General features: G+C 40.6%; 25 protein-coding genes. 24 read left to right on the top strand and 1 reads right to left on the bottom strand.

Going from position 1 to position 21,135, the window contains the following annotated elements; translation table 11 throughout:
- The first annotated feature begins 24 nt into the window (after positions 1 to 24).
- From NQ503_RS08875 to tnpA, 20 genes are all read left to right on the top strand, one after another.
- Positions 25 to 1,074 carry an IS30 family transposase gene (locus NQ503_RS08875; RefSeq protein ID WP_005422806.1) on the top strand — a complete coding sequence of 350 codons (1,050 nt, stop codon included), beginning with the start codon at positions 25 to 27 and terminating at the stop codon, positions 1,072 to 1,074.
- A 146-nt stretch (positions 1,075 to 1,220) separates the two neighbouring features.
- Complete coding sequence (gene radC / locus NQ503_RS08880) at positions 1,221 to 1,931, top strand: RadC family protein (protein ID WP_005422805.1); 711 nt, start codon at positions 1,221 to 1,223, stop codon at positions 1,929 to 1,931.
- Positions 1,932 to 1,943: 12 nt separating this feature from the next.
- Entirely contained in the window at positions 1,944 to 2,957 is a 1,014-nt protein-coding gene (locus tag NQ503_RS08885) for a rod shape-determining protein (RefSeq protein ID WP_005422804.1), read from the top strand.
- A gap of 36 nt (positions 2,958 to 2,993) precedes the next feature.
- On the top strand, positions 2,994 to 3,878 hold the full coding sequence (gene mreC / locus NQ503_RS08890; protein WP_005422803.1) for a rod shape-determining protein MreC: 885 nt from the start codon (positions 2,994 to 2,996) through the stop codon (positions 3,876 to 3,878).
- The gene (mreD, locus tag NQ503_RS08895; protein ID WP_005422801.1) at positions 3,875 to 4,402 is read left to right on the top strand and encodes a rod shape-determining protein MreD; all 528 of its coding nucleotides are present in this window, start codon (positions 3,875 to 3,877) and stop codon (positions 4,400 to 4,402) included. The genes mreC and mreD overlap by 4 nt, the downstream gene beginning before the upstream one ends.
- Complete coding sequence (locus NQ503_RS08900) at positions 4,387 to 7,296, top strand: penicillin-binding transpeptidase domain-containing protein (protein ID WP_044924996.1); 2,910 nt, start codon at positions 4,387 to 4,389, stop codon at positions 7,294 to 7,296. The genes mreD and NQ503_RS08900 overlap by 16 nt, the downstream gene beginning before the upstream one ends.
- A gap of 88 nt (positions 7,297 to 7,384) precedes the next feature.
- Positions 7,385 to 8,173 carry a septum site-determining protein MinD gene (minD, locus tag NQ503_RS08905; RefSeq protein ID WP_005422798.1) on the top strand — a complete coding sequence of 263 codons (789 nt, stop codon included), beginning with the start codon at positions 7,385 to 7,387 and terminating at the stop codon, positions 8,171 to 8,173.
- Positions 8,174 to 8,206: 33 nt separating this feature from the next.
- Positions 8,207 to 8,461: a cell division topological specificity factor MinE gene (gene minE / locus NQ503_RS08910; protein ID WP_005422796.1), complete on the top strand. Its 255-nt coding sequence runs from the start codon at positions 8,207 to 8,209 to the stop codon at positions 8,459 to 8,461.
- Positions 8,455 to 9,615, top strand: a complete 1,161-nt coding sequence (locus NQ503_RS08915; protein WP_022389345.1) for an FtsW/RodA/SpoVE family cell cycle protein — start codon at positions 8,455 to 8,457, stop codon at positions 9,613 to 9,615. The genes minE and NQ503_RS08915 overlap by 7 nt, the downstream gene beginning before the upstream one ends.
- Positions 9,612 to 10,745: a D-alanyl-D-alanine carboxypeptidase family protein gene (locus NQ503_RS08920; protein ID WP_118050906.1), complete on the top strand. Its 1,134-nt coding sequence runs from the start codon at positions 9,612 to 9,614 to the stop codon at positions 10,743 to 10,745. The genes NQ503_RS08915 and NQ503_RS08920 overlap by 4 nt, the downstream gene beginning before the upstream one ends.
- Before the next feature lie 145 nt (positions 10,746 to 10,890).
- Positions 10,891 to 11,310, top strand: coding sequence for a hypothetical protein (locus NQ503_RS08925; protein ID WP_005422793.1), 420 nt, complete (start codon positions 10,891 to 10,893; stop codon positions 11,308 to 11,310).
- 276 nt (positions 11,311 to 11,586) lie between these two features.
- Positions 11,587 to 11,892, top strand: a complete 306-nt coding sequence (gene rplU, locus NQ503_RS08930; RefSeq protein WP_005422792.1) for a 50S ribosomal protein L21 — start codon at positions 11,587 to 11,589, stop codon at positions 11,890 to 11,892.
- 12 nt (positions 11,893 to 11,904) lie between these two features.
- Positions 11,905 to 12,225 (top strand): ribosomal-processing cysteine protease Prp, encoded by a 321-nt coding sequence (locus tag NQ503_RS08935; protein ID WP_005422791.1) that lies wholly within the window; start codon positions 11,905 to 11,907, stop codon positions 12,223 to 12,225.
- Positions 12,226 to 12,229: 4 nt separating this feature from the next.
- On the top strand, positions 12,230 to 12,517 hold the full coding sequence (gene rpmA / locus NQ503_RS08940) for a 50S ribosomal protein L27 (RefSeq protein WP_005422790.1): 288 nt from the start codon (positions 12,230 to 12,232) through the stop codon (positions 12,515 to 12,517).
- Between the two features lie 75 nt (positions 12,518 to 12,592).
- Positions 12,593 to 13,885 carry a GTPase ObgE gene (gene obgE / locus NQ503_RS08945; protein ID WP_005422789.1) on the top strand — a complete coding sequence of 431 codons (1,293 nt, stop codon included), beginning with the start codon at positions 12,593 to 12,595 and terminating at the stop codon, positions 13,883 to 13,885.
- A 14-nt stretch (positions 13,886 to 13,899) separates the two neighbouring features.
- A complete protein-coding gene (gene yhbY, locus NQ503_RS08950; protein WP_005422788.1) occupies positions 13,900 to 14,190 on the top strand; it encodes a ribosome assembly RNA-binding protein YhbY in 291 nt (96 codons plus the stop codon).
- A 23-nt stretch (positions 14,191 to 14,213) separates the two neighbouring features.
- A complete protein-coding gene (gene nadD / locus NQ503_RS08955) occupies positions 14,214 to 14,861 on the top strand; it encodes a nicotinate-nucleotide adenylyltransferase (protein ID WP_005422787.1) in 648 nt (215 codons plus the stop codon).
- Positions 14,854 to 15,459, top strand: a complete 606-nt coding sequence (yqeK, locus tag NQ503_RS08960) for a bis(5'-nucleosyl)-tetraphosphatase (symmetrical) YqeK (RefSeq protein WP_005422786.1) — start codon at positions 14,854 to 14,856, stop codon at positions 15,457 to 15,459. Before nadD ends, yqeK begins: the two co-directional genes overlap by 8 nt.
- A 20-nt stretch (positions 15,460 to 15,479) precedes the next feature.
- Positions 15,480 to 15,836, top strand: a complete 357-nt coding sequence (rsfS, locus tag NQ503_RS08965) for a ribosome silencing factor (RefSeq protein ID WP_022389340.1) — start codon at positions 15,480 to 15,482, stop codon at positions 15,834 to 15,836.
- 273 nt (positions 15,837 to 16,109) lie between these two features.
- A complete protein-coding gene (gene tnpA / locus NQ503_RS08970) occupies positions 16,110 to 16,580 on the top strand; it encodes an IS200/IS605 family transposase (protein WP_005423698.1) in 471 nt (156 codons plus the stop codon).
- A gap of 117 nt (positions 16,581 to 16,697) precedes the next feature.
- On the opposite strand, the gene lexA is transcribed toward tnpA, so the two are convergent.
- Positions 16,698 to 17,333, bottom strand: a complete 636-nt coding sequence (lexA, locus tag NQ503_RS08975; protein WP_044925585.1) for a transcriptional repressor LexA — start codon at positions 17,331 to 17,333, stop codon at positions 16,698 to 16,700.
- A 190-nt stretch (positions 17,334 to 17,523) separates the two neighbouring features.
- On the opposite strand from lexA, the gene NQ503_RS08980 reads away from it, so the two are divergent.
- From NQ503_RS08980 to NQ503_RS08995, 4 genes are read left to right on the top strand one after another with little or no spacing between them, the layout of a single operon-like run.
- Positions 17,524 to 18,939: a biotin/lipoyl attachment domain-containing protein gene (locus NQ503_RS08980; RefSeq protein ID WP_022389338.1), complete on the top strand. Its 1,416-nt coding sequence runs from the start codon at positions 17,524 to 17,526 to the stop codon at positions 18,937 to 18,939.
- A gap of 52 nt (positions 18,940 to 18,991) precedes the next feature.
- Positions 18,992 to 19,684, top strand: coding sequence for a YggS family pyridoxal phosphate-dependent enzyme (locus NQ503_RS08985; protein WP_005424706.1), 693 nt, complete (start codon positions 18,992 to 18,994; stop codon positions 19,682 to 19,684).
- Between the two features lie 30 nt (positions 19,685 to 19,714).
- The gene (locus NQ503_RS08990; protein ID WP_005424705.1) at positions 19,715 to 20,344 is read left to right on the top strand and encodes a cell division protein SepF; all 630 of its coding nucleotides are present in this window, start codon (positions 19,715 to 19,717) and stop codon (positions 20,342 to 20,344) included.
- Between the two features lie 23 nt (positions 20,345 to 20,367).
- Complete coding sequence (locus NQ503_RS08995; protein ID WP_044925583.1) at positions 20,368 to 21,120, top strand: YlmH family RNA-binding protein; 753 nt, start codon at positions 20,368 to 20,370, stop codon at positions 21,118 to 21,120.
- Positions 21,121 to 21,135: the final 15 nt, after the last annotated feature.

Genomic DNA, 21,135 nt, shown 5'->3' on the forward strand with positions numbered 1-21,135 from the left:
CTTTTATAGAAGGAGAAAGCGGAGATGGAAAGAACGTTCAAACATTTGACAAAAGCAGACCGGATCAGAATTGAAGCATTGATAAAAGCGGGAGTAAAAATCAAAGAGATCGCGGACATGCTACATGTGCATAGAAGCACGATATACAGAGAGTTAAAAAGAGGACGTTTTACTGCGCTTAATTCAGATCTGACAACGGAAGAAAGATACAGCCCTGATATTGCACATGATAAATATGAAGAAAATCTGAAAAGCAAAGGGGGCAGTCTGAAGATCGGGAATGACATCAAACTGGCAAATTATATTGAAGAAAAGATCGTGAAAGAAGATTACAGTCCGGCGGCGGTACTGGGGGAAATTAAGGCACAACAAAAAGAAAGCGAATTCAGCGTGATGATCTGCACAACAACACTGTACAGTTATATTGATAAAGGGATCTTTCTACACCTGACAAATAAAAATCTTCCGGTTAAAAAGAATAAGAAACGCACATACAAAAAGGTCAAGAAAACGCAGGCAAGAGCGTCAGCGGGTGAAAGTATAGAAAAAAGACCGGAAGAAATTGAAACACGCGAAGAGTTTGGACACTGGGAGATGGACACAGTAAAAGGAAAGCGCGGGAAATCAAAGAACAGTCTTCTTGTGTTGACTGAAAGAAAAACACGCGATGAAATTGTGATGAAGTTGCCAGAGCATACGGCGGCAGCAGTTGTCAACGCGCTGGATGTGATCGAAAGAAAGTGGGGCGATATGTTCAAACAAGTATTTAAAACGATTACGATGGATAACGGAAGTGAATTTGCAGACTGTGAAGGAATTGAACGGTCAGCACTGGGAGCAGGCAGCAGGACAAAGACATATTATTGTCATCCGTACAGCAGCTATGAAAGAGGAAGCAACGAAGTGACAAATAAAATGATCAGAAGACATATTCCAAAAGGAACAAACTTCGATGAAAAAACGGATGAAGAAATATCTGCGATTGAAAGCTGGGTGAATAATTATCCGCGTAAGATCCACGGCTATCATTCAGCGGGCGAACTGTTTGAAGAGGAGATCCGGAAAATCAGTTGAAAAAAGTTAAAAAAGTGTCGCATTTAATATTGACATTTTTAAAAATTTAGAAATTTTTAGGAGGGAGTGTACATCTCCCTCTTTTTATGCTAAAATAATTTCTGATTCTTTTGGGGTTCTGTCACAGAGAGCGACAGGTAAACAAAATGAACCATACTATGAAAGAAATACCGGAATCACAGCGGCCTTATGAGAAATGTATTCGAGAGGGTGAGAACACTTTAAGTGACAGTGAGCTCCTTGCAGTGATACTCCGGTGTGGTACCAGGGGAATGAATTCTCTGACCCTGGCAAACGATATTTTAAGTCATATGGAGCAGTCACCCTATCCAGGACTTCTGGGACTGCTTCACTGTTCAGTATCAGATCTGAAAAAGATACATGGGATAGGAACGGTCAAGGCAGTTCAGCTGAAGTGCATCGGAGAATTATCCAAAAGGATTGCCAGTACGGCTGCAAGGATTTCGCTTGACTTTAACAGTCCGGATTCTATTGCAGCATATTATATGGAACAGCTGCGGCATCAGGAACAGGAGATTATGATCTGCATGATGCTGGATAATCAGAATCATCTGCTCGGAGATACCATGCTGTCAAAAGGAACCGTAAATGCAACGCTGATCACACCGCGGGAAGTATATTTGGAAGCACTTCGATACCATGCGGTCAATCTGATACTGATTCATAATCATCCGGGAGGAAATCCGGCTCCCAGTAAATGCGATAAAGAAATTACTGAACGAATCTGTCAGGCCGGCGAAATGCTGGGAATTAATCTGCTTGATCATATCATCATAGGCGATCACAGATATATCAGTTTCCGGGAAGAGGGACTGATGGGAGCGTATCCGGAATGAAGGGAAATTTTTATGCTTTTAAGAAAAACATATGGAATAGATCTTGGAAGCAGCAGTATCAAGGTTTATTCGTTTTTTAAAAACAAAAGTTATATGGAAAAGAACATGATAGCGTCAAAAGGGCGCAGGATCATCGCCGTGGGCAATGAAGCATACGATATGTTTGAAAAGGCTCCTGCCAATATCGTGGTGAATTCGCCGATGGCTTTTGGTATGATAGCCAATCTTGAACTGCAGGAGATTGCGTTGTACAGTATGATGAAAAAGATTGATCATTTTCTGGGAATCGGATCAGATATGTTTTTTTCTGTTCCGCTGGATATGACTGCAGTAGAGAAACGGGCATATTACCATGTCGCAAATGGCCATTGGCTCAGGCAGAACCGGGTATATATGGTAGAGGCTCCAATTGCAGACGCAATTGCCATGGGTGTGGACCTAAACCGAAATGCTGGAAGTATGATCGTAAATATTGGAGCACAGAGTACACAGTTCTCAATCATCACGGATGGGAAAATCATCATTGCGAAAAAAATTCCGATCGGTGGACGTCAGATGAATGAAGCTATCTGCAGTGAGATCAGGAAACGTTACAATCTGCAGATTGGCACGCGTACCGGAAAACGTCTGAAGATAGCCATGGGACGGCTCAATGATCAGCGCAGAGAAGCACGTAAGGTGGTTGGAATTGATGGAATATCAGGACTGCCGAGAGAAGAAATCATATCCGGATATGTGGTAAATGCCGGAATTATGAACTGCGTAAATGAGATTGCGGCAGAAATGAAAACTTTTTTGGAGAGAATTCCACCGCAGATTTCTTACCATATTTCAAGAGAAGGAATCTACCTTGCCGGGGGAAGTACCAAGATTCCTTACATAGATAATTATCTTGCGAGTTATACGGGGGTATCTTTTAACTTATCTCCATTATATGAAAAAGCGACAGTTGCAGGACTGGAAAAAATCATCCGTGACCATGAACTGATGAAATGGGCGCAGCCTGTCAAACAACGCAAATTATAAAGACACAATTATAATTCTTTAGGGGTATGATAATACATGAAAAACCTGAAAAAGAAGTTTCGATTTCGAATACATTTAAAAAGTAAACATCTTCTTGTGATCATGACATTTTTCTGTGGAAGTGCTGTGGTTGCCACACTTGCCTCCGGGATTACATCAGCTCCGCTTCAGGAAGCGGCAGGAATGATCGTTGTTCCTTTTGAAAAAAGTATCACAACAATCGGACTCTGGCTTACTGATATCAATAAATCTTTTCAGGAAAAACAGGATCTTATAGATCAGAATGAGGAACTGAAAAATACTGTAGATACTTTAACAGAACAGAACAATATTCTTATTCAGAATCAGTCCGAGCTTTCCAGACTGCAGGAACTCTATGATCTGGATGCGGAATATTCGGATTATCCGAAGGTCGCAGCCAGAATTATATCCAAAGATCCGGGTAACTGGTATGATACATTCATGATCAATAAAGGAAGCAAAGACGGCATCCGTGTAGATAACAATGTAATTGCAGGCAAGGGACTTGTCGGCATTGTTACCGAGGTGGGCAGTAACTGGGCAACTGTTCGTTCCATTATTGATGACAGTAGTAATGTCAGTGCCATGACAGTCGGTACAGATGACAATTGTGTGGTGGAAGGTGACCTGGAGTTGATCGATGAAGGGAAACTGCGTTTTACACAGCTGTATGACAAAGAAGATAAAGTAACAGTAGGTGAGCAGGTTGTTACTTCAAATATCAGTGAAAAATACGTAGAAGGTCTGTTTATCGGATATGTCAGCGATATTCAATTAGATACCAACAATCTGACGAAATCAGGAACAATCGTTACACCTGTAGATTTTCAGCACTTGAAGGATGTATTTGTAATTACTGTCAACAAGAAAGATTCCACAGAGGAAGGGGCCGAGGAATGAAAAGTAAGATCGTTCTGTTTTTTACGATCATTGTCTGTTTTCTGATGCAGTCAACAGTGCTGCATCTGATCTCTATTGGCTCGATCACACCGAACCTGTTACTGATCCTTTGCGTATCTATGGGGCTTATGCGTGGACGTAAGAGCGGATTGTGGACAGGCTTTTTCTGTGGTCTGCTTGTGGATCTGTTTTATGGATCCGTTTTTGGGTTTTATGCACTGATCTATATGTATGCGGGATTCCTGAGCGGTTATGCATTTCGTATTTATTATGATGATGATATAAAAGTACCGATGCTGCTGACTGCGATTATGGATTTTCTGTATAATCTGGCGGTTTATGCACTTCAGTTCCTGCTGAGGGGCAGACTGGGTCTGGGGGTATATTTTACCCGTATTATTGTTCCGGAAATTTTTTATACTGTTTTTCTGACAATGATCGTATACAGAGTATTTCATTATATTAATTATCATTTTATGAGTCCAACCAGGAAAGAAAGTGAGTCTATTTGGGTATTAAAATAAAAAAAATCATCAAAAAAATTCAGTTAAAGAGAACAACAGTACTGTTACTTGTATTTATTCTCATGGCGTTTGTTCTTGTGAGACAGCTGTTTGACCTGCAGATCATCCAGGGTGAGAACTATATAAATGAATTTCAGACACGAACAACGAAAACGCGTGTGCTTAAGAGTACAAGAGGAAATATATATGACAAAAACAATAAGCTGATCGCATCGAATGTGTTATCTTATTCTCTTACGTTTGAGGATAATGGAACTTATGACAGTACCCGGCAGAAAAATCTGACGCTGAACGGGGTGGCTTATAAAGTCCTGAAGATCCTTGCAGAAAACGGCGATCAGCTGTCGAATTCTTTCCATATTAAGCTGGATAAGGATGGAAACTATGCGTTTGACGTAGAGGAAGGATTTACACTGAGTCGTTTTAAGGCGGATATCTATGGACATGCACTGATCGATGACCTGACAGAAGATGAGGCGGCGGCAACGGCAGAAGATATGGTTGCTTATCTCAGTGGAAATAAGGGATTTTCTATCGTACTTTATGGAGACGATGCTTATACAGATGAAGAATTAAAAAAATATGGGCTTCCGAAGGAACTTACCAAACAGGAAGTTCTTGATATTGCAATCATGCGGTATGAGCTGAGTACGAACAGCTTCCAGAAATATATGGCGGTTACGATTGCAACGAACGTTAGTGAAAGTACAGTTGCAGCAGTTATGGAAAACCAGAATGAACTCCAGGGAATCGATGTTCTGGAGGATTCTGTACGTCAGTATGTTGATGACGAGAGCATGGGACCGCTTCTCGGTTATACCGGACGGGCATCATCAGAAGAGTTGGAAAGTCTTAAGAAAGAAAATCCGGATTATTCCAATGATGCAATTGTAGGTAAAGCCGGTATTGAACAGTATATGGAGCTGGAACTTCAGGGAAAAGATGGTCAGGAAACGGTAACCGTTGATAATCTTGGAAAAGTACTGAAAATCGATGATAACACAACAGTAGAACCGGTTGCCGGAAATGATGTTTATCTTTCAGTAGATGCAGACTGGCAGAGTGCGATTTATCAGATCCTGAAACAGCGTGTGGCTGGTATTCTTCTGAATAAGATTGAAGCTGTGAAAGAATACGATTATAAAGGCGAAAATGATGCAAGTAGGATTATCATTCCGATTTATGATGTATATAATGCACTGATAGCAAACAGCGTCATCGATATTGATAAATTCAGCAGAGAAGAAGCTTCGGATACAGAAAAAAATCTTTATGCCAAATTTCAACAAAAGCAGCAGGAAGTTTTTGATACAATAACTAACAGGCTTACAAGTTCTGATCCGCCGGCTTACAAAGACGAAAGTACTGAGGTGCAGGAGTATCTTACATATATTTGCGATACAGTGCTCCGGGATACGCTTGGTGTGATCGATAAGAATGAGGTGGATACATCAGATGCCACTTATCAGGCCTGGGCAAATGATCAGAGCATTAGTCTGAAGGATTATCTGAATTATGCAGCCAGTCAGAACTGGATCGATATTTCTGTCATTTCTCCAAAGGGAGAGTATCTTGATTCAGAAGAAATATATCAGGCACTGACTTCCTATATTACAGATTATCTGAAAACAGATACAGGATTTTCAAAACTTCTTTATAAATATCTTCTCATGAATGATCAGATTACAGGACAGGATATCTGTCTGGTCCTTTATGAGCAGGGAGTACTGTCAAAAGAAGATGATTGTTATGCAAATCTTGCATCGGGTGCCATGTCTGCTTATGATTTTATGATCAATAAGATTTCCAATCTGGAAATTGAACCGGCACAGCTGGCACTTGCACCTTGTTCTGCATCGGCAGTCATTACCGACGCAAAAACAGGAAAGGTACTTGCCTGTGTATCCTATCCGGGATATGACAATAATCGTCTTAGCAATAATATGGATACCAGCTATTATACGAAGCTTGCATTGGACAAGTCCAGTCCTTTCTTTAATAAGGCAACACAGCAGACGACAGCACCTGGTTCTACGCTGAAGCTTCTTTCGGCGGTTACCGGTATGATGGAAGGCGTGATCGATGATGATACTTATTTTGATTGTACCGGTGAATTTGATCTTGTAACTCCGTCGATTTTCTGTTGGAACAAGCAGGGACATGGATCGCTGGAGATAACCGGAGCGATTGAACAATCCTGTAACTATTTCTTCAATATGGTTGGTTTCCTTGCTGGTAAAAATTCAGATGGAGATTTCTCAGAAAATCTCAGTCTTACCAAGCTGCAGAAATATGCTTCGGAATTTAACCTTGATAAGAAAACCGGAATAGAGATTTCAGAGGCAAGTCCGCATGTTTCGGACAGCAAAGCGGTTCCTTCTTATATTGGACAGGGTAATCATTTGTTTACAACCAGTCAACTGGCACGTTATGCGACAGCACTTGCTACATCTGGAACAGTCTATGATCTTTCACTTCTGGATAAAGTTACTGATTCACAGGGTAAGACATTGAAGGAATACGGTTCATCTGTTGTAAATCAGATGAGTGATGTTCCGGATAATGTATGGAATGATATTCATGAAGGTATGCGACGGGTGGTTCTGACTCATGAGCAGTTTAATGGACTGGGAGTTACACTTTCAGGAAAAACAGGTACCGCCGAGCTGGATATTTATCACCCGAACCATGGCCTTTTCATTGGATATACGACATCTTCAGATACATCTGAGCCGGAGTATTCTATTGCAGTGCGAATTGCAAATGGATACACTTCGGGAAATGCATGCCTGACAGCAAATGATATTCTGAAATACATTTATAATCTGGCAGATGAAGATACCATTCTGACTGGCTATGCCTCCAGTGATACCAGTAATACCTCGAACGACTAACCATATACAGCAGTCTCTGGCTGCTGTATAGCAAAACCACATAAGAGAATACCAGAAGTCTGGAAATATCTATGAGGAGGAAAATAAAATGGGAGAAGTCATTGTAGTAACATCCGGAAAAGGAGGTGTGGGTAAAACAACCACAGTTGCCAATATCGGAACGGGACTTGCGATGCTTAACAAAAAAACAGTTGTAGTGGATACGGATATAGGCCTTCGTAATCTGGATGTGATCCTTGGCCTGGAGAACCGGATTGTGTATAATCTGGTGGATGTTATCAATGGAAGCTGCAGAATGAAACAGGCATTGATCAAGGACAGACGTTATCCGGATCTTTTTCTTCTGCCTTCGGCACAGACCAAAGATAAATCGGCAGTGTCTCCTGAGCAGATGATCAAACTCACAGATGAGCTCAGAGAAGAATTCGATTATGTATTGCTGGATTGCCCTGCGGGAATTGAACAGGGGTTCCGCAATGCGATTGCCGGAGCTGATAAGGCAATCGTTGTCACAACTCCGGAAGTTTCTGCAATTCGCGATGCGGATCGTATCATAGGGCTTCTTGAAGCTTCTGATTTGAGAGATATTCATCTGATCATCAATCGCCTGCGACCGGATATGATTGCCAGGGGCGATATGATGTCAGTGGATGATGTGACGGAAATTCTTGCGGTAAATCTCCTTGGTACGATTCTGGATGATGAGCAGATTGTGATTGCGGCCAATCAGGGTGAACCCCTTTCCGGTCAGAAATCGCAGGCAGAAGAAGAGTACCGTAATATCTGCCGGCGCCTTCTTGGTGAGGAAGTTCCGTTTGTGGAACTGCAGCAAAAGAAAGGCATGCTGAAAAGATTAAGTGAGATTTTTCATAAATAACAGGATTTTTTTCTGTTAAAGGAGGGGATTTCAGTGAAATCTTTTAGTCAGATAAAAGGTCGGTCTGCGGAATATGCCAGAAACAGAATAAAACTTCTACTGGTATCCGAACGTATCGACTGCTCTCCGCAAATGATAAGCATGTTGAAAAATGATTTGATTCATACGGTAAAAAAATATATCTCCATAGATGAAAAACAGGTGACTGTGCAGATCACACAGGAACCACCGGTTATCCATGCGAAGATACCCGTATGCTCCAAAAAGGAACAAAGGACAAAATGTTAAAACAGTATAAATTACGATTTTATAATTTCAGACTGGTAATTTTTCTTCTGGCGATCAGTGTGATCGGAATCGTTCTTGTGGGAAGTGCGAGGGAAGATCTGAAATCCAAACAGCTTGTGGGTGTGATTCTTGGTCTGATCATTATGGTTATTCTGTCATTGATGGATTATTCCTGGATTTCAAATTTCCAGTGGATCATGTATGGCGCAAATATTGTGCTTTTGCTGATCGTACGACTTTTTGGTGATTCTGCCAATGGTGCGGCACGTTGGATTGATTTTGGATTTATCCGTTTTCAGCCGACGGAGCTGTCGAAAATTATTATCATACTATTTTTTGCCAGGTTCTTTATGGATCATGAAGAAGATCTGAATACATTCAAAACACTGGCAAAATCAGTGATTCTTCTGGCAATTCCGCTGTTTCTGATTTATGAACAGCCGGATATGAAAAACACACTTATGCTTCTGGCTGTATTTTGCATCCTGATTTATATTGCAGGGCTCAGTTATAAGATCATCGGAGGAATGTTTCTGATCATTATTCCATTGGCAATTATTTTTGTATCGATCGTGGTACAGCCGGATCAGAAACTGATCAAAGACTATCAGAGAAAACGTATCATGGCATTTTTGTATCCTGAGAATGAAGAGTACAGTGATGATATTGAACAGCAAAATAACTCCAAAACAGCAATTGCTTCGGGAGAACTGATAGGAAAAAAACTGTCTGGTGATAAAGAAGTTGCATCTGTAAATGATGGTAATTTTGTGTCTGAAAATCAGACAGACTTTATTTTTGCGGTAGCCGGTGAGGAATACGGATTTATGGGATGCTGTAGTATTGTAATCCTGTTACTGGCGATTTCTGTGGAATGTATCCGGATGAGCCTGCGGGCAAAAGACTTGTCCGGAAAGATCATATGTTGTGGTATGGCAAGTATCATATCGTTGCAGAGCTTCCTGAATATATGCGTGGCTACGGGAATCGCGCCAAATACCGGTACACCGCTTCCATTTGTCAGTTATGGACTTACGTCACTGATCAGTCTTTATATCGGGATGGGTATGGTATTGAATGTCGGACTTCAGAGCAGCGCATACAATAAAGAAATCCGAAGAAAAGCAATTGACCAGAAAGAGGACTATTTATGACAAAACAACAAAAAGGTAAAACATCTGCAGGTCAGCAGAGAAGGTCGGCACGTCCGGAACAGATGCATGCTTCCCGACAGCATTCACAGAAACGTTCATCAAAAAGTTCAGCGAGAATACGACGTATGCGTAAAAAGAGAATGAAAAATACAATTCTTCTGATTGCATTGCTGCTGATTCTGGTATGTGGTGCAGGAGGACTGTTTTATATGCTGCGGGGCGGAATAGGTTCCGAACCGGTAATGGCTTACAGTACAGACAGAGAGTTTCAGCATCAGAAGATTTCAGGAATAAGTCAGAGAGCAGATGCATTTGCAGCTGATCTTTGTGTGGTGACTGGTGATCAGACACTGGATTCTGTTTCGCTGGAACAGGCTCAGAAGGGAGTTCTGCTGGATCTTAAAGATAAATCCGTTTTATATGCCAAGGGAGCCTATGATAAAGTTTATCCTGCAAGTATTACGAAAATTATAACTGCGCTTCTTGCTTTCAAAAACAGTAATATGGATGATGTTGTAACGATCACACAGGAAAATATCACTCTTGAGGAAGGATCACAGGTAGTTGGTTTTCAGGTGGGTGATCAGGTGACGATGGATCAGCTTGTGCACTGCCTTCTGGTTTATTCCGGAAATGATGCGGCATCTGCGATTGCGACTCATGTGGGTGGCTCTACAGAAAACTTTGTTGCAATGATGAATGAATATGCAGCGCAGCTTGGATGTACAGGAACACATTTTACAAATCCACATGGTCTGCAGGACGAAAATCATTATACAACACCGTACGATATCTATCTCATGTTGAAAGAAGCATTGAAATATCCGGAATTCACGGAAATTACACAGCTTCCGAGTTATACAGTTACATTCCAGCACAGTGACGGCTCTGAAGATAGTGTGTCACTTACTGCGACGGATCATTATCTGACAGGTGAGGCAAATGCTCCAAAAGGAGTAACGGTTCTTGGCGGAAAGACCGGAACGACAAGCAGCGCAGGAAACTGTCTGGCATTGCTCTGTCAGAATTCATATGGGGAACCATATGTTTCAATTGTTATGGGGGCTTCTACAAAAGAACTTCTTTATCAGCAGATGACATCCCTCCTTGAAAATATAAACACAGTATAAGCGAGAATGTTCAGACTGTTTGGAAAAAGTGACAAAAAAATCCAAATTACTCTTGAATTTTAAAACAAGTTGCACTATAATATTAACCATATTCAACATCGTTTTTATTCAAAAATTATATATTGTGTCTAAGGAGGAAAACAGCATGGTTGAACTGATCGTAGGAAAGAAAGGCAAAGGCAAAACAAAAGTACTGTTAGACAAAGTGAACGGCGCAATTAAAGAGGCAAATGGCAGCATTGTTTACTTAGACAAAAGCACAAAACATATGTATGAACTGAACAACAAAGTTCGTCTGATCGATGTATCTGTATATCCGATTAAGAATGCAGATGAGTTTGTTGGATTTGTATGTGGTATTATTTCACAGGATCATGACCTTGAGCAGGTTTATCTTGACAGTTTTCTTACAACGGCCAAACTGGAAGGCAAAGACGTTACAGGTACACTGGAGCAGCTGAATGCTGTAGGTGAGAAATTTAATGTTAAATTTGTCGTTAGTATGTCCCTGGATAAAGAAGAGATTCCGGAATCCTTACAGGATAAGATCGTAACTGCTTTATAAAAAGTAAAAAAGAATCTGGGATCAGTCTTTTTGGACTAATTTGGACAAGAATTACATAAGATGGGGTAATCAAGGGATTCTGTTGGGGGACAGAATCCCTTTTTGTAGGGAAACCTTCATAAAACATATAAAATTTTTAAAAAATATTTTATTTCTCTTGACGAGTACAAAAAACCATGCTACTATATAGCAGATGCCGCACAGAGAGGTTTAAGAGCATGAGTTGGAACTCATTCCACCATATCTGGCGAGTAAAGTTTATAGGAGGTGCCACAGATGTACGCAATTATTGCAACAGGTGGTAAACAGTACAAAGTTGCCGAGGGCGACGTAATCAGAGTTGAAAAGCTCGGTGTTGAAGCTGGTGAAACCGTTACTTTTGATAACGTTCTTGCAGTTAGCAATGAAGGTTTAAAAGTTGGAGCTGACGTAGCTAATGCCAGTGTTACCGCTTCTGTAGTTGAAAACGGAAAGGCTAAAAAAGTTATCGTTTACAAATACAAAAGAAAAACTGGATATCACAAGAAAAACGGTCACAGACAGCAGTTTACAAAAGTTAAAATCGAAAAGATCAACGCTTAATCTGGTGTTTGCATGATTACAGTGACAGTCAGTAAGAAGAACAATTCATATGTCAGTTTTACATCCAAAGGGCATGCCGGATATGCAGAAGAGGGATACGACATTATATGTGCCGCTGTCTCTGCTCTGATAATCAATACGGTGAATTCCCTGGAACAGCTGACAGGAGATCAGATTCAGGCAGAAGAGAGTGATGGATTTGTTTCTTTCTCTTTCATGAAACCTGTTACAAAAGAGGGAACTCTTTTGATGGATTCTCTTGTTCTCGGACTGACAGAAATTGAGAATAGTTATTCTAAACGTTATTTAAAAGTAAAAGTCAGGGAGGTGTAACGACATGATGAAAATGAACCTTCAGTTATTCGCACATAAAAAAGGTGTTGGTTCTACAAAGAACGGCCGTGACTCCGAATCCAAGAGATTAGGTGCCAAAAGAGCAGACGGACAGTTTGTTAAAGCTGGAAACATCCTTTACAGACAGCGTGGAACAAAGATTCACCCAGGTGAAAATGTAGGCTGTGGTAAAGATTATACATTATTTGCACTGACAGATGGTGTAGTAAGATTCACCAGAAAAGGACGCGATAAGAAACAGGTTTCTATCGTTCCTGTAGAGGCAGAATAATCAAGTTCAGCGTGAGGCTTCAAATCGTTCAGGTTTGGAGCCTTTCTTTAGATTTAAAATAAAAAGGAGCGACATATGTTTGCAGACAGAGCAAAAATCATCATCCGTTCAGGAAAGGGCGGAGATGGACATGTAAGCTTCCGCCGAGAGCTGTATGTACCGAATGGCGGTCCTGACGGCGGAGACGGCGGAAGAGGCGGAGATGTGATCTTTGAAGTGGATGAAGGTCAGAATACGCTTGGCGAGTATCGCCATAAACACAAATTTAAAGCACAGGACGGTCAGGAAGGCGGGAAAAAACGCTGCCATGGAGCTGATGGTGATGACATTGTTCTGAAAGTCCCGGAAGGAACTGTAATTATGGAAGCACAGTCACGCAAGGTGATTGCAGATATGTCCGGAGAGAACCGCCGTCAGATCGTTTTGAAGGGCGGACGTGGTGGAAAAGGAAACCAGCATTATGCAACTCCTACCATGCAGGTTCCTAAATTTGCACAGCCGGGCCAGCCGGCGCAGGAGCTGGAAGTCCTTCTGGAGCTGAAAGTGATCGCAGATGTTGGACTTGTTGGTTTTCCAAATGTTGGAAAATCCACATTCCTTTCCAGAGTAACAAATGCCCAGCCGAAAATTGCCAATTACCACTTTACAACATTAAGTCCGAACCTCGGTGTAGTGGATACAGCAAATGGTGGCTTTGTTATTGCTGATATTCCGGGACTGATCGAAGGTGCATCCGAGGGAATTGGTCTGGGCCATGAATTCCTGAGACATATCGAACGTACCCGTGTTCTTGTTCATATTGTGGATGCAGCATCTACCGAAGGACGTGATCCGGTAGACGATATTCATAAGATCAACAAAGAACTGGAAGCATATAATCCGGACATTGCGGCAAGACCTCAGCTGATTGCTGCAAATAAGATCGATTGTATTTTTGATGACGGTGAGGAGAATCCTATTGACCGTCTTAAGGCAGAGTTTGAACCAAAGGGAATCAAGGTTTATCCGATTTCGGCAGTAACAGGTCAGGGACTGAAAGAACTTCTCTACGGAATCAAGGAACTTCTGGACAGTGTTCCGGCAGAGCGTATCGTATTTGAACAGGAATTCTTCCCAGAGGATGAATTATTTACCGAAAATCTTCCGTTTACAGTTGAGAGACATCCTGAAGATCCGGATATCTTTGTTGTGGAAGGACCTAAGATTGAAAAAATGCTTGGATATACCAATCTGGATTCTGAAAAAGGCTTTGCTTTCTTCCAGCGTTTCCTGAAAGAAGGCGGTATCCTGGAGGAACTGGAAAAAGCAGGTATTGAAGAGGGAAATACTGTCCGTATGTACGGATTTGACTTTGATTATTATAAATAGAAAGGTCTGAAACTATGACAAGCAAACAGAGAGCATACCTGAAAGGTCTTGCAATGAAAATGGAACCGATCATGCAGCTTGGTAAGGGTTCTGTCACACCGGAAAATACAGCGGCTGTTGATGAGGCACTTGCAGCACGTGAACTGATCAAAATCAGTGTACTTCAAAATTGCCTGGATGATCCGCGTCAGATGGCAGAAGTTCTGGCAGAGAGAACACATTCACAGGTTGTTCAGGTGATTGGAAGAAAAATCGTTCTTTACCGTGAAGGAAAAGACAACAAGAAAAAAATCATTCTTCCGTAATACGAGAAGGAGTACAGAGAACAATGGAAACCAGACGTAAAAAAATTGGTATTATGGGAGGGACATTTGATCCGATCCACATCGGTCATCTGATACTGGGGGAGAAAACATATGAACAGCTTGGCCTGGATAAGATATTATTTATGCCGGCCGGAAATCCTCCTCATAAACAGAACCGGATTGGACGGGCCACAGATGCTCAGAGAGTATCTATGGTAGAAAAAGCAATTTCCGGAAATCCACATTTTGAACTTTCGTTGACCGAAATGAATGATAAAGGATTCACATATACCTACCATACACTGGAAACACTGAAAGAACAAAATCCGGACACCGATTATTATTTTATTATCGGAGCGGATTCTCTGTACGATTTTTCCTCATGGAGAGAGCCGGCAAGAATATGTAAAGCCTGTACGATTGTTGTAGCAGTACGTGATCATGTGCCGGTTGAGAAACTTAATGAACAGATGACATATTTGTCTGAACGGTATAATGGCCGATTTATCAGCCTGAATACACTGAATATAGATATTTCAAGTCAACTGCTGCGCAAGTGGCATCAGGAGGGTAAGAGTCTCCGGTATTATGTGCCAGATGCAGTAGCTGATTATATAGATAAAAATCACATTTATCACATAACAGAGGGAGTTGGCCACAACAATGTCTGATTACGATTTCATAAAAATGCAAAAAAAACTTGCCAAATATCTTGATGAAAACCGCTATGAACATACTTTAGGAGTTATGTTTACCTGTGCTTCTCTTGCGATGGTACACGGATATGACCTGAAAAATGCTCAGGTGGCCGGCCTGCTTCATGACAGTGCAAAATGTATTCCAAATAAAAAAAAGTTAAAGATATGTGCAGAACACCATATTCCGGTTAGTGATTTTGAAAAAGAACATCCGTTTCTTCTTCATGCTAAACTGGGGGCATATATTGCAAAGGCAAAATATAATGTCACAGATAAGGAGATTCTTTCTGCAATCACATATCATACAACAGGTAAACCGGATATGACTATGCTGGAAAAAATTGTTTATATTGCAGATTATATCGAGCCGGCACGAAATAAAGCGCCAAGGCTTACAGAAATCCGCAGACTGGCATTTGAAGATCTGGATGAGTGTATGTATCAGATTCTGAAAGATACGTTGTCTTATCTGGATGAAAATCCAAATGATGTAGATTCAGCAACTAAAGATGCGTATGCTTATTATACAATGCTACATGAGGACAGGCTGAAAATTCGAAAACAGGCCTGATCCGGAAAGGAAACATGTTTATGAACAGAGAACAGGAAATGGTAAGCATTGCCTGCAAAGCAATTGATGATAAAAAAGCACTGGACATAAAGGTAATTGATATCCGAGAGGTTTCTGTGATCGCGGATTATTTTGTGATTACAAGCGGAAGCAATCTGAACCAGGTGCAGGCAATTGTAGATAATGTTGAGGAACAGCTTGGAAGAGCTGGGTTTGAACCAAAACAGATTGAAGGAACAAGAAATTCAAACTGGATTCTTATGGATTATGGTGATCTTATTATTCATGTGTTTGATGAAGAAAATCGTCTTTTTTACGATCTTGAAAGAATCTGGAGAGATGGAAAAGAACTGGATGTTTCAGAATTTTTGAAATAAGTTAACTGTAAAAAAAATATGTAAACCATAGATGGCGAAAAACAGGAGTATATCGGAAAATAATCTGATATACTCCTGTTTTTTATTGTTAGGGCAAAGCCCTGTTTACCATTGTGTAGTTTTTCGTTGATCCGAAAAACGGAACTTTGGGAAACAAATAAACCACCTGCTATGCAGGTGAGTTAGGAATGCTTCAGCTTACAGTAAAAAACCTCCTGTGTTACAATAATGTTGGTTCGCCAACCGCATTAAAGGACAAAGGAGGTTATCCAAATGGATAGTAATAGTTTATCACATACAAAATGGAATTGTAAGTATCATATTGTATTTGCACCAAAATATAGAAGAAAAGTAGCATATGGAAAAATAAAGCAGGATATAGCGAATATTTTGAGTATGTTATGTAAGAGAAAAGGTGTAAAAATTGTAGAAGCGGAAATATGTCCAGATCATGTACACATGCTAGTAGAAATTCCACCGAGCATAAGTGTATCGTATTTTGTAGGGTACTTAAAAGGAAAAAGTACACTTATGATATTTGAAAGACATGCAAATTTAAAATATAAATATGGAAATAGACATTTCTGGTGTCGAGGATATTATGTAGATACGGTAGGGAAAAATGCAAAGAAAATACAGGAATATATAGCAAATCAGTTACAAGAAGATTTGGAATATGACCAGATGACACTGAAAGAGTATATTGACCCGTTCACGGGTGAGCCAGTAAAACCGAACAAATAAAAGAAGCCCTTTAGGGCTTAGTGGGTAAATGATGTTGCGCTTGGCGAACCTATTTCAGTGAGTCTTTAGACTCCAGTGCCGGTAATAGACCCTTATAGGGTCAAAGCAAGCCACCGGCTAAGCCGGTGGTCTTGACTCGTATAAACGAAAAACACCAAATACTTTACCAAGAATTTTGAGATTATCATGTACAAGAATCGGTTCCATTGAATCATTCTCCGGCTGCAGGCGATAATAGCCGTCTTCTTTGTAAAAAGTCTTAACCGTGGCAGAATCTTCTACCAGTGCAACTACAATATCTCCGTTAGAAGCAGAACTCTGTTGTCTGACCAGAACCTGATCACCGTCAAAGATGCCGGCATTGATCATGCTGTCACCTTTTACTTTAAGCATGAAGCTCTGCGCATTTGGCATATATTCTGCAGGAACCGGAAAATATCCTTCGATGTTTTCAACGGCAAGCATAGGCTGACCGGCTGCAACGGTTCCTACCAGAGGTACATTTACAACTTCTCTGCGGACAAGGTTAAAATTATCATCAATGATTTCAATTGCACGTGGTTTCGTGGCATCTCTGCGTATATAACCGTTTTTTTCGAGAGCTTCCAGGTGAGAGTGAACAGAAGAAGTAGACTTCAGATTAACTGCCTCACAAATCTCCCTGACTGCTGGGGGAAATCCTCTGTTAAGAATCTCATTTTTTATATAATCCAGAATCTCCTGCTGTTTCTTGCTGATTCTGCCGTATGCCATAGAAAATACCTCCTGATTCACGATCATTCTGATTAATAAAAAGTATAACATACCTTTTTCGTAATAGCAAACAAATATTCGGAAAATATGTTCGCACTGAATAATTTCCCCTTTTTCTTGTCAGATGAAGGTGAAAATGGTACAATACCTTAGTATGTAATTTAGTTAAAAGAATAAAGGAGGCATTTTTTTGCCTGATAAGGATAAACATTTTGCAGATAATGCAGGAATATTAAAGAAGATCAAAAGTGTGTTGGGGTTGAATATTGGTACAATGCTGTTTGGAGCTCTGTTTCTCTATATGCTGTTCAGCGTTGTTTTGTATCTGACATCTTCCAACATTGAATCATATCTGGTCATTGCCGGACCTCTTTCCAGAAATGAAACCTATACGGGACTTGCGATACGGACAGAGAAAGTATATAAGGCAGAGACAGGGGGATATGTCAGTTATTATGCCCGGGAAGGTAGCAAGATTAATGCCAACGGCGTGGTATATGGTATCAGCAGTTCACAGAAGACAGAATCGTCTGCTGAACTGAGTTCAGATGATCTTTCTGCAATTCGCAGTCAGATGTTGAGCTTTTCAAAGGGATATAACCCGAGCAAATTTAATAATACATACAGCTTTAAATATAATCTTGAGGGAAGTATCTTACAGTATGCGGGGGTAAGTGGTACTTCATCGGATTCCGGGGTTGTAAGCTATGGAGGGCAGACACTCAGCAAAGCAGAACAGGATGGAATTATTTTGTATTCGACAGATGGATACGAAAATAAAACAGCGGATACCCTTACGGCAGAAGACTTTGACCAGAATTCTTATCATGAAACAGATCTTAAGACACACGATGCTGTTTCAGCTGGGGACAGTCTTTATACGTTGGTTTCGGATGAGAACTGGAGCCTGATGATTCCGTTGAGTGAGAAGCAGGCGGCAAAGCTCGCTGACCGTACGGTTGTGCGTGTGAAATTTCTGAAAGATGATATGACTCAGAGTGGAGATTTCAGTATTGTTGAGATTGATGGAGCTAAGTATGGCAAGATTGATTTTAACAAGGGTGTGATTCGCTATGCCTCAGATCGTTTCCTGGAAATAGAACTTGTAACAAATACAGTCACTGGATTGAAAATTCCATTGTCATCAATTGTTACAAAGGAATTTTACCTGATACCTTCTGATTATGCGACAACAAATGAAGACAGTCAGGAAACAGGTTTCATGGTCCTTGGCAAAGATAAAAGCGGAAACGAGACACGTACATTTGTAAATCCGTCTATTTATGCAAGCATAGAGGATGGAAGCCAGGATACAGAGGATGAAAGTAAGAAAAAATATCTGTATTATGTTGATCAGAAGTCATTTAAAGAAGGTGACGTGATCATCAGCCAGAAAGATCAGAGCCGCTATGTAGTCAGTGATGTCGGTGTACTTGAGGGTGTATATTGTATCAACCAGGGGTATGCCGTATTTCGCAGAATAGAGATACTGGATCAGAATGAAGAATATGCGATCGTTTCAAAAAATACAGCATATGGTCTGGCGAGGTATGATCATATTGTACGAAATGCTGATAAAGTAGATGAGGAAGAAATTTTATATTAAAAGGTAAAATGATTAATAAAGAATTTTATACGAATCAGGAGGCTTATAAATTATGATAACAGAAAATCTTGAACAGGTTCGCAAAAACATTGAGGAAGCATGCAGGGCAGTAAATCGTGATCCGGGAGAAGTGACATTGATTTCTGTAAGTAAGACGAAACCGGTGTCTATGCTTCAGGAAGCGTATGATGCAGGTTCAAGAGACTTTGGAGAAAATAAGGTTCAGGAGATCATGGATAAATATCCACAGCTCCCGTCAGATATTCGCTGGCATATGATCGGACATCTGCAGAGAAATAAAGTAAAATATATTGTAGACAAGGTTGCACTGATTCATTCTGTAGATTCTCTGAGACTTGCAGAAACAATTGAAAATGAAGCTGCAAAACATAATGTGACAGTTCCGATACTTATTGAAGTAAATGTAGCACAGGAGGAGAGTAAATTCGGCCTGAAAACAGAAGAAGTTCTTTCACTTGTGGAATCTGTGGCAGCATTGCCGCATATAAATATAAAGGGCCTGATGACGATTGCTCCATATGTCGAAGATCCGGAGGAGAATCGTGGGATTTTCCGCCAATTGAAGAAATTAAGTGTTGACATTGCAGCCAAAAACATTAATAATGTTAATATGAGTGTTTTGAGCATGGGTATGACCGGAGATTATCAGGTTGCCGTGCAGGAGGGCGCTACGATGGTTCGGGTTGGAACGGGTATTTTCGGTGAAAGAGACTATTCGCATTGAGCCATAAGACAAATAGGATTGGAGATTAAAATGAGCGTTTTAGATAAACTTTTGGATGCCGTAAAACTTAATGATGATTATGATGAAGATGATTATTTAGATGATGATCTTCTTGACAGTGATGACGATGATTTCCTGGATGATGATCAGGAGGATAAGCCTGTAAAGAAATTTTTCCAGAAATTCTCTAAAAAAGCTGATGACGAAGAGGTTGATGATTTTGATGATGAAGAACCGGTTGCAGCTGCACCGAAACAGCCAGTCAAAACTGTTTCCATACCAAAAGTATCTGTCAAACAGGACAAGCCGGCACGAAGTACTTCATCCAAGATCACTCCAATGCGAAGCAGCAGAAAGGGATCACAGGCAGCAAATATGGAAGTATGTGTAATCAGACCTACATCGATGGAAGATACTCGTGAAATTGCAGATACATTAGTAGACAATTCTACAGTTGTATTGAATCTTGAAGGACTTGATATGGAACTTGCACAGAGGATTATCGATTTTACATCCGGTGCATGTTATTCTCTGGGTGGAAGCCTGCAGAAGGTATCCAGCTATATCTTCATTCTTGGACCTTACAATGTGGATATTACTGGTGATCTTCAGAATATTCTTGGAAGTAATCCGGTACCGTCTGTAAGAGCAGGATATTGATTAACACAGGGTATTGATTAACAATGGAAAAAGACGAATTCTTTATCAAGAGAATCCGGGAACTGGCAAATCTCTCTTATCAGAGAGATATTGTCACTTTTTCGGATTTTCTTAATTTAAATGAACAAAATATCATAAATGACCGTAAAAATCAAATGCCAGGCGTAGTTATGGAATGTTTTGGCGGTTACGAACAGGCAGAGCGTCAGATGGTAGCATTTCATCCTGATGCTCTTTTATTTCCATGGAAGTATCCTATTAAATGTCTGAAGGCAGAACCACTTGCTGCGAAATTTTCAGAGGACCTGACGCATCGTGATTTTCTGGGAGCAGTTCTCAATTTGGGAATCGAGCGTGCTGTGATAGGAGATATTCTTGTACAGAAACATACTGCATGGATATTCTGTCACGAAAAAATTGCAGATTATATCATAGAAAATCTGACCAGAGTACGCCATACGACTATGAAACTTTCTATGGTGGATAATCTGGAACATATACCGGAGCCGGAATTTCAGGAGATCAATGGCACATGTGCTTCCGTACGTCTGGATGCACTGATTGGACTGGCTTTTCAGACTTCAAGAAACAGTATGGTTCCTTTCATAGAAGGCGGTCAGGTATTTGTAAATGGAAAATTAATTACATCGAATGGATATGAGCCAAAAGATGGAGATATTATTTCGGTACGTGGTAAGGGGCGATTTCGGTATGAGGGCGTTTCCAGACAGACAAAAAAAGGACGGAACAGTGTGAAGCTGTTGCGTTACCAGTAAGGATCAGGAGGACTA

This window comes from Blautia obeum ATCC 29174 (genome assembly GCF_025147765.1).
GTDB lineage: Bacteria > Bacillota > Clostridia > Lachnospirales > Lachnospiraceae > Blautia_A > Blautia_A obeum.

What these genes read in the sequence shown, in the direction of transcription:
- NQ503_RS08875 (WP_005422806.1), top strand. Translation starts at nt 25, where the DNA reads ATGGAAAGAACGTTCAAACATTTGACAAAAGCAGACCGGATCAGAATT.
- radC (WP_005422805.1), top strand. Translation starts at nt 1,221, where the DNA reads ATGAACCATACTATGAAAGAAATACCGGAATCACAGCGGCCTTATGAG.
- NQ503_RS08885 (WP_005422804.1), top strand. Translation starts at nt 1,944, where the DNA reads ATGCTTTTAAGAAAAACATATGGAATAGATCTTGGAAGCAGCAGTATC.
- mreC (WP_005422803.1), top strand. Translation starts at nt 2,994, where the DNA reads ATGAAAAACCTGAAAAAGAAGTTTCGATTTCGAATACATTTAAAAAGT.
- mreD (WP_005422801.1), top strand. Translation starts at nt 3,875, where the DNA reads ATGAAAAGTAAGATCGTTCTGTTTTTTACGATCATTGTCTGTTTTCTG.
- minD (WP_005422798.1), top strand. Translation starts at nt 7,385, where the DNA reads ATGGGAGAAGTCATTGTAGTAACATCCGGAAAAGGAGGTGTGGGTAAA.
- NQ503_RS08915 (WP_022389345.1), top strand. Translation starts at nt 8,455, where the DNA reads ATGTTAAAACAGTATAAATTACGATTTTATAATTTCAGACTGGTAATT.
- NQ503_RS08920 (WP_118050906.1), top strand. Translation starts at nt 9,612, where the DNA reads ATGACAAAACAACAAAAAGGTAAAACATCTGCAGGTCAGCAGAGAAGG.
- NQ503_RS08925 (WP_005422793.1), top strand. Translation starts at nt 10,891, where the DNA reads ATGGTTGAACTGATCGTAGGAAAGAAAGGCAAAGGCAAAACAAAAGTA.
- rplU (WP_005422792.1), top strand. Translation starts at nt 11,587, where the DNA reads ATGTACGCAATTATTGCAACAGGTGGTAAACAGTACAAAGTTGCCGAG.
- NQ503_RS08935 (WP_005422791.1), top strand. Translation starts at nt 11,905, where the DNA reads ATGATTACAGTGACAGTCAGTAAGAAGAACAATTCATATGTCAGTTTT.
- rpmA (WP_005422790.1), top strand. Translation starts at nt 12,230, where the DNA reads ATGATGAAAATGAACCTTCAGTTATTCGCACATAAAAAAGGTGTTGGT.
- obgE (WP_005422789.1), top strand. Translation starts at nt 12,593, where the DNA reads ATGTTTGCAGACAGAGCAAAAATCATCATCCGTTCAGGAAAGGGCGGA.
- yhbY (WP_005422788.1), top strand. Translation starts at nt 13,900, where the DNA reads ATGACAAGCAAACAGAGAGCATACCTGAAAGGTCTTGCAATGAAAATG.
- nadD (WP_005422787.1), top strand. Translation starts at nt 14,214, where the DNA reads ATGGAAACCAGACGTAAAAAAATTGGTATTATGGGAGGGACATTTGAT.
- yqeK (WP_005422786.1), top strand. Translation starts at nt 14,854, where the DNA reads ATGTCTGATTACGATTTCATAAAAATGCAAAAAAAACTTGCCAAATAT.
- rsfS (WP_022389340.1), top strand. Translation starts at nt 15,480, where the DNA reads ATGAACAGAGAACAGGAAATGGTAAGCATTGCCTGCAAAGCAATTGAT.
- tnpA (WP_005423698.1), top strand. Translation starts at nt 16,110, where the DNA reads ATGGATAGTAATAGTTTATCACATACAAAATGGAATTGTAAGTATCAT.
- lexA (WP_044925585.1), bottom strand. Translation starts at nt 17,333, where the DNA reads ATGGCATACGGCAGAATCAGCAAGAAACAGCAGGAGATTCTGGATTAT.
- NQ503_RS08985 (WP_005424706.1), top strand. Translation starts at nt 18,992, where the DNA reads ATGATAACAGAAAATCTTGAACAGGTTCGCAAAAACATTGAGGAAGCA.
- NQ503_RS08990 (WP_005424705.1), top strand. Translation starts at nt 19,715, where the DNA reads ATGAGCGTTTTAGATAAACTTTTGGATGCCGTAAAACTTAATGATGAT.
- NQ503_RS08995 (WP_044925583.1), top strand. Translation starts at nt 20,368, where the DNA reads ATGGAAAAAGACGAATTCTTTATCAAGAGAATCCGGGAACTGGCAAAT.